Origin of the sequence: Candidatus Sodalis sp. SoCistrobi (assembly GCF_900143145.1) — a bacterium.
Taxonomy (GTDB): domain Bacteria; phylum Pseudomonadota; class Gammaproteobacteria; order Enterobacterales; family Enterobacteriaceae; genus SoCistrobi.
In genome coordinates, this window is record NZ_FRDB01000156.1 from 1 (window position 1) to 7,200 (window position 7,200).

Here is a 7,200-nt window from a genome sequence, read left to right on the forward strand (position 1 = left end):
TGCTCATGCTGAGTTTCCAGCACTAGATTAACTGCCCGTTCACGGACTTCCGGAGAGTAACGTTTGGTCGTTGTCATAGAGACCTCCACTTTTAAAGTATAGACTCTAATTTATCCGGGGTGATTCATGCTTTACAATCCGGTACATCAGGACAGCATCCGAGACGTCGCGCGCTACCTGCGCGATGACCTGACGTTGGGACTTAACGTGGCGCGGGAGAAACTACAGCATCTGTCGTCGGGGCAAATGCTGCTGTTGCCGATGATGTCCGCCCCCGTTTGCCCTTATGAGGGTACAGCGCTGACCGGCCATTTCAGCGCGGTGGTGGCGGTAAAGAAAGAAGACGTTTGGCATTTCGCCATCTTCGACAGCCTGGACGATAGCGACACCGAACTGTTAAAGGAAGCGGTACTCGGTCAATTGATCCCCAAAAAACGCGGACGCTACTACTTCTTCCAACAACATTTTCAACAACGTAACGACTGCGCGGTTCATGTCTACAATTTTTTCAGCCGCTGTCTCGCCGCAAAGGAAGCGTTTCTTTCCGGGCCGGCGCTATGGAGAAATCTCTTCGATGACTATCGCCAGGAAGCCGCAGACTTAACGCAAGCGTTGGGAGACGATAACGCCTTAAGCAGCACCCTGCTACGCCGTTATTTTATGCTGGAGTGCCTGGCAAACGGCTACCGGCCAGATGAATGGGGAATAGTGCAACAGCAGGTCACCGTGGCGCGACGCGCGCCAACGCGTTCTCAAAGTTTAACCAACTCTTTCCGACAATTGCTGGGCTGCGCCGGCCATTATCGGCGGCTGGAGGATAACTGAGGGGACCACGCCGCACCGCGACGCCAAGCAGGGATAGTACCGGAGCGTCTAAATCCGCCTATGGCCACGTTTCGCGCAGGGCGCGGCCCTGCTGCGGCAATGCGCGCGGCACGGTAACCTGGGCTTTGTCGCGGCAATGCGGGCGTGATAAGCCGCGCAGCGGCAGATCTTCGCGGCGCGAAGGGTCGGGCATCGGACAAAACGACTACCTGGTCGATGAGAGCTGGCACGACTGGCGAAAAGCCGCGGCGTCTTTGGCCAGTGCATCAATATGCGAGCTGATAATTTTAATTTTATGAAGCAGGGGGTTACGATCCGGCGAGGTGTCAAGGCTATTAAGTTTGCCCACCAGTATCGCGTTGTGCTCCCGCAGTTGCGCTTCGCGCGCTTGGCATTGTTCCAATTGGTGCTGTAGTGACTGAAAGTCCTGCCGCCACAACTGTTGGTGCTGTATGACGCTGTTTTCCAGCAATGAAAAGGCCGCATCTAAACGGGTCTCTAATTCTTGCAACAACATGACTGTTCCTTTCCTCGGTCTTTGGCGCAGTATAATGATTGTCCAGCGCGGCAACAAACGCATTGTGGCGCTGGCCGCCGCTTAGCGCTCCTGGCGCGTCTTTGTGCTTTTAAGCACCACGAATTTCTGATTGGCGCCCAGAGCCTGGCAATTGCCAAACAAATGTTTAAGTTGACGAAAATAATCCAAATGACGATTGGCTACGATACGTAATTCGCCGCCCGGTTGCAGGCAGCGCCGGGCATCGCGGAACATGTGCCGCGCGATATGATCTGTAATCGCCTGCTGTTGATGGAATGGCGGATTACAGATAATGGCCCGCATGCTGTCGGCCGCCTCCCCCGCCAGGCCATTGTTGACCTGAAACCGGCAACGGGGTATATCCGCCGGTCGGTTCTCGCTAAGATTAAGCCGGCTGGAGGCGATTGCCATATAGGACTCATCCACAAACTGTATCGTGGCGCGCGGATTGGCCGCCAGGGCCATTAACCCCAGGACACCGTTGCCGCAGCCCAGATCCAGAAGCGTCCCTTCGATGTCCTGTGGCAAATACGGCAGAAAAAAACGCGCACCGATATCCAGCGATGTCCGTGAGAACACGTTGGCGTGATTGTAAATACGGTACGGCGTGCCCTCAAGCGGCCACATCGCGGGCGGCGGCGGCGATAAGGGCGCCTTCTCAGCCCACGCACTGTAGATAAGGCGCGCCTTTTTTTGCGCCAGCGAGGTGCGGGTCGGACCGATAATGTCGCTAAACAGCGCCAGCGTGGAACGATGAATGTCGCGCACCTTGCCGGCGGCAAGGAGGGTCGTATCGGGCCCCATCACCTGGCGCAGCGCGTGCAACTGCTGCTCAAGCAGCGCCAGAGTTTTAGGTATTTTGATTAAGACCAGGCCGGGCGCCGGCGGCATAGGCGCCAGGCTGTCCAGCAGGGTTATCGATTCCGCTGCCAGAGCGTTCTGCGCCAGATTATGACGAGTGGCGAGCTGGCTCAGGTATGAATCGCTGATGCAATAAGGCGCCCGCGCGTGCAGCGCGCAAGCGAGCGCGCCGAAGGCGTCATTGAAAATCAGCGTCGGCCCGGTTATCGCCTGCGGCGGCGGGCACGCCTGCAGCAGGTATTCATCCGCGGCATCCCAGGCCTGCAGAGCGTCATTGGCCGCGCCGGGCGGGTAACGATCCAGCCGCAGTGCGCCGGCCGGGTGGTCAAAAAGGCGCATAAGCCCTACCTGATGATGAAATGAAGCGGTTAAACGGAAATTAAGGGCGGCAGTATACGGTTTTTTTCGCCGCTGCAGGAGACTTGCCTTGCCGGATGGGCATGTTAATCTGCTGTTACTTTCCCTAACCTGCAGGTTGCCGGTTCAAATGATTCGTTTCGCCGTTATAGGCACCAATTGGATCACCCGTCAGTTTATCGATGCCGCTCATGAGAGCGGTAAGCTGAAACTCACCGCCATTTATTCGCGCCAGCTAACGCAGGCCCGCGCTCTGGCGACGGAATACCCGGTCGAACAGTGTTTTGATTCCCTAGAGCAGCTTGTCCGCTCGGACCTGATTGACGCGGTGTATATCGCCAGCCCAAACGCCCTGCATTGCCAGCAAAGCCTGCAGTTTATGCGCCAGGGTAAACACGTTATCTGCGAAAAGCCCTTTGCCTCCAACCTCGAGGAAGCGGAACAGATGATTGCCTGCGCACTTGAGCATCAGGTGGTGCTGTTCGAGGCGTTCAAAACCGCCTATCTGCCCAATTTCCACGCGCTCCAGCGGGCTCTGCCGAGCGTGGGGCGCCTGCGTAAGGCGCTGCTGAATTATTGTCAGTACTCCTCACGCTATGACAAGTATTTGGCCGGCGAGAACCCGAATACCTTTAATCCGCAATTCTCCAACGGCTCTATTATGGATATCGGCTTCTATCCGCTGGCGGCCGCCGTAACATTATGGGGGGAGCCGGCGCGGGTCCAGGCCAGCGCGTCGCTGCTGGAAAGCGGCGTGGATGGCCAAGGCACGGTGATCCTCGATTACGGTGATTTTGACGTTACCTTGCTGCATTCCAAGGTAAGCCAGTCGACGCTGCACAGTGAGATCCAGGGTGAAACCGGGTCGCTGCTGGTTGAGAAAATTGGCGAATGCCAGCGCGTGACGCTGGTTGCCCACAATGGCAATCAGCAAGATCTCAGCCAGCCGCAGCACATCAACAGCATGTTGTATGAGGCGCACGCCTTTGCCGATCGGGTCGCGCAACGAATAATAGACCATCCCGGGCTGGCAATATCGCGCAGCACGGCGCGCCTGCTTACCGAGATCCGCCGTCAAACCGGGGTGATATTCCCGGCCGACCGACCTGGGCAGGGTGAGGCGAGCCCATGAAATATAGTAAGTACTTACTTATTTTACAGACCGGCGATGCGCCCGAATCGGTCAGGCGCGAGCACGGCAATTTCGACAGGATGTTCATTGAAGCCGGCGAAATCCACGACGCGCGCGTCGAGGTGGTCTATCTGCCCGGCGGCGCGCGACCGCAAGCGCCGGAGCACTATTCCGGCGTCATGATTACCGGCTCTGCCGCGATGGTGACGGATAAACTGCCCTGGAGCGAGTACGCCGCCGACTGGCTGCGTCGGGCGGTAGAGGTAGACACCCCCGTTTTCGGCGCCTGTTACGGTCACCAGCTGCTGGCGTATGCGCTGGGCGGCGAAGTGGGTTATCACCCCGACGGCATGGAACTGGGCACCCACACTATCGAATTGCTACCGGCGGCGGCGGATGACGCGCTGTTAACCGCGTTGCCGCGCCGTTTCGACGCCAATCTGGTTCACTCTCAGTCAGTACTTACTTTGCCTCCAGGCGCTACCGTGCTTGGCCGATCCTCGCATGACCCTCATCAAACCTGCGTTATGGGCCCAACGTTATCAGCACCCAGTTTCACCCCGAATTTAACGCGCCGGTCATGCACAGCTACCTGACACGCATGATGGCGCAGGAGCCGGAACGGCGCGATCATTACCAACAACTGGAGCAGCACATCACCGCCACGCCCCATAGTCAGGGTTTACTGGCGCGCTTTGTCCACCGCTGCCTAAACGGTACCGTTACGAATTGATATTGACGGTTGCATTTTTTTACATTAACGTAGTTCTCAGCAAAGGGGAGTAACTTTCCGCCGGCCAGCCGTCAATACGATGCCAACGCATCCGGTAGCCGGGCAACTGCAGAATTTTCATGCGGGTTGTAAGTGAGACCTTGCCGGAAGGCGAGACACGCTTATAGCCCGGACCGTGAACAGCGGCTGGCGCCTTCCGACGTCAGCCGTTTTTCGTTGTGGAAGGATACTCTCAGATGCATACCGTCGGAAATCCCCTGCTGTGGGGCAGCTTCGCTGTGGTGGTGATTATCATGTTGGCCGTGGATCTTATGATGCAGGGCCGGGCCGGCGATAAACCGCCGTCGATGAAACAGGCGGCGCTGTGGTCGCTGCTGTGGGTCGCGTTGGCGCTGGTGTTCAACGTCCTGTTCTGGGCCTATTTACTGCAAGCCGAAAGCCGGGCGGTGGCCGATAGTCAGGCGCTGGCGTTCCTCACCGGCTATTTGCTGGAAAAAACCCTGGCGGCCGACAATGTGTTTGTCTGGCTGATGCTGTTTAGCTATTTTGCCGTCCCGCTGTCGCTACAGCGCCGCCTGCTGACCTGGGGCATCCTGGGCGCTATAGGGCTGCGGGCCGTCATGGTGTTTGCCGGCAGTTGGCTTATCAGCGAGTTCCAGTGGTTGCTCTACGTGTTTGGCGCGTTTTTGCTGTTCACCGGCGTCAAAATGGCCCTGCCCGGCCATGACCAACAGGATATCGGCAAACGTCCGCTGGTGCGCTGGCTGTACCGTCACCTGCGGGTGACCAATGAGCTGCACGGCGAGCGCTTTTTTATCCGCCGCGACGGGCTGTTGTTCGCCACGCCGCTGCTGCTGGCGCTTATCATGGTGGAGTTCAGCGACGTCATTTTTTCTCTCGACAGCATACCGGCGATATTCGCCGTCACCACCGATCCGTTTATCGTGCTGACCTCAAATTTATTTGCCATCCTCGGCCTGCGGGCGATGTATTTCCTTTTAGCCAATGTGGCCGAGCGTTTCTCGCTGCTTAAATACGGCCTGGCGGTGATTTTGGTGTTTATCGGCATCAAGATGCTTATCGTGGATTTCATCCATATCCCGGTCGCCATTTCCCTGGCTATGGTGGCGGTCACGCTGACCGTGACGCTGCTGCTGAACGCCTGGGTCAACCGCCGGCAATCACGTACCCGGCAGGAATAGCGGCTGGCGCCTCTGCAACAGCAGCGGCGCCAGCTAGCGGCCGTGAACCTGAACCGGCACGGCGCGGTTTTCCGTCACAATAGGGTCGATGCCCTGCTTGATAAGCCGGTGAAAACGAACAATCGCCAGGCCGTTCATGATGAGGAAACTGCCCTCAATCAGCGAGCCGCCGATGGAGCCGAGCCAGATATTGTGGGTGACCCAACAGGCAGTGGAGCACCACATAACGCAGCGTGTGGTCAAGCCACTACAGCGAAACAGCGCCCAGGTGCTGGCCACCGTGCCGGCAATCGGCAGCAGTTCCACGCCATAGCGGACTTTCGGTAGGCCGAGCCCGAGCGTCAGGGCGATGAAAATCAGCATCGCCCATAGGCTGCGGGTACGGGTGGAAACCAGCGTGCGCAGCGTATTGAGCACGGCGCTCATGCCGGCGGCGTTAGCGCTCAATAAAAAGAAGTGCAGACCGATAATCAGGCTGTAAAGCGACAGTTGCAGTTTGAACCGACGTTCGTTGCGGTTAAAAAAGGTGGTGATACCGACAACAAACGCCAGCCCGCCAACCGCTTGGGCAAACCAATACCACGTCATGAAGGAAAATCTCAATCCTGCGAATGGGAAAATAAATGAAAACGGCGTTTCATATTACGAAACGCCGAGTCACAACCGAAAAAAAAACGTTAGCAAAAATTACAAGGTCACGCCGCTTTTGAAAATCGCCAATTCGCGAAAATCGTTGACCTCGTTTCGGGTTTGCTTGCCGTTGGCGATGGCGACGATGACATCGACAAACTCGGTGAGTATCGCCTCCATGCTCATACCGTGGATCAGCCGGCCGGCGTCGAAATCGATCCAGTGTGGTTTTTTCGCCGCCAGTTCGCTGTTCGTCGCCAATTTTACCGTCGGTACGAAGCCGCCGTAAGGCGTTCCGCGGCCGGTACTGAACAGCACCATATGACAGCCGGCGCCGGCCAGCGCGCTGGTGGCCACCGCATCGTTGCCCGGCGCGCTCAGTAAGTTCAGCCCCGGGACGCTCAAACGTTCGCCATATTTCAAAACGTCGACGACCTTGCTCTGCCCGGCTTTCTGCGTACAGCCCAAAGATTTCTCCTCAAGCGTCGTAATGCCGCCGGCTTTGTTGCCGGGAGAGGGGTTTTCATAAATCGGCTGCTGATGGGCGATAAAATACTGCTTGAAGTCGTTGACCATATGCACGGTCTTGTCAAACGTCGCTTCATCGCGGCAGCGGCTCATCAAGATACGTTCGGCGCCGAACATCTCCGGGACTTCCGTCAGCACGGTGGTGCCGCCGTTGGCGATCAGGTAATCCGAAAACCGTCCGAGCATGGGGTTGGCGGTGATGCCCGACAGGCCGTCGGAGCCGCCGCATTCCAGCCCGCTGAGCTTGCCCGGTTCGCGATGGTCGTCGGTAAGCGCCCCATATAGGACGTCTTTCGATTTCGACAGGGATGATTAAGGATGGTGTCCACCTATTTTAAGTGGACACTATCTATGACAGAGCCCAAAAAACCGCGAGCCAACTACTCCATGGAGT

6 protein-coding genes and 2 pseudogenes are annotated in these 7,200 nt (G+C 57.4%); 4 read left to right on the top strand and 4 right to left on the bottom strand.

All coding sequences use genetic code 11. From position 1 onward, the window contains the following. Positions 1-126: 126 nt before the first annotated feature. Complete coding sequence (locus tag CINSTRO3249_RS10925) at positions 127-825, top strand: hypothetical protein (RefSeq protein WP_074013307.1); 699 nt, start codon at positions 127-129, stop codon at positions 823-825. A gap of 205 nt (positions 826-1,030) precedes the next feature. On the opposite strand, the gene CINSTRO3249_RS10930 is transcribed toward CINSTRO3249_RS10925, so the two are convergent. Both CINSTRO3249_RS10930 and rlmG read right to left on the bottom strand, forming a co-directional pair. Further along, positions 1,031-1,342, bottom strand: coding sequence for a hypothetical protein (locus tag CINSTRO3249_RS10930; RefSeq protein WP_074013308.1), 312 nt, complete (start codon positions 1,340-1,342; stop codon positions 1,031-1,033). Between the two features lie 81 nt (positions 1,343-1,423). Then, entirely contained in the window at positions 1,424-2,563 is a 1,140-nt protein-coding gene (rlmG, locus tag CINSTRO3249_RS10935; RefSeq protein ID WP_074013309.1) for a 23S rRNA (guanine(1835)-N(2))-methyltransferase RlmG, read from the bottom strand. Positions 2,564-2,711: 148 nt separating this feature from the next. Between rlmG and CINSTRO3249_RS10940 the strand changes: the two genes are divergently transcribed. From CINSTRO3249_RS10940 to CINSTRO3249_RS10950, 3 genes and pseudogenes are all read left to right on the top strand, one after another. Next, positions 2,712-3,713: a Gfo/Idh/MocA family protein gene (locus CINSTRO3249_RS10940; RefSeq protein ID WP_074013312.1), complete on the top strand. Its 1,002-nt coding sequence runs from the start codon at positions 2,712-2,714 to the stop codon at positions 3,711-3,713. Further along, positions 3,710-4,446: pseudogene (locus CINSTRO3249_RS10945) on the top strand (glutamine amidotransferase). Before CINSTRO3249_RS10940 ends, CINSTRO3249_RS10945 begins: the two are co-directional and overlap by 4 nt. 236 nt (positions 4,447-4,682) lie before the next feature. Further along, on the top strand, positions 4,683-5,648 hold the full coding sequence (locus tag CINSTRO3249_RS10950) for a TerC family protein (RefSeq protein ID WP_074013310.1): 966 nt from the start codon (positions 4,683-4,685) through the stop codon (positions 5,646-5,648). 33 nt (positions 5,649-5,681) lie between these two features. Here the strand turns inward: CINSTRO3249_RS10950 and CINSTRO3249_RS10955 are convergent, their stop codons facing one another. Next, positions 5,682-6,236, bottom strand: a complete 555-nt coding sequence (locus CINSTRO3249_RS10955; protein ID WP_074013311.1) for a YgjV family protein — start codon at positions 6,234-6,236, stop codon at positions 5,682-5,684. Positions 6,237-6,335: 99 nt separating this feature from the next. Beyond that, positions 6,336-7,070 (bottom strand): annotated as a pseudogene (locus CINSTRO3249_RS10960) (UxaA family hydrolase); the annotation flags it as partial. Positions 7,071-7,200: the final 130 nt, after the last annotated feature.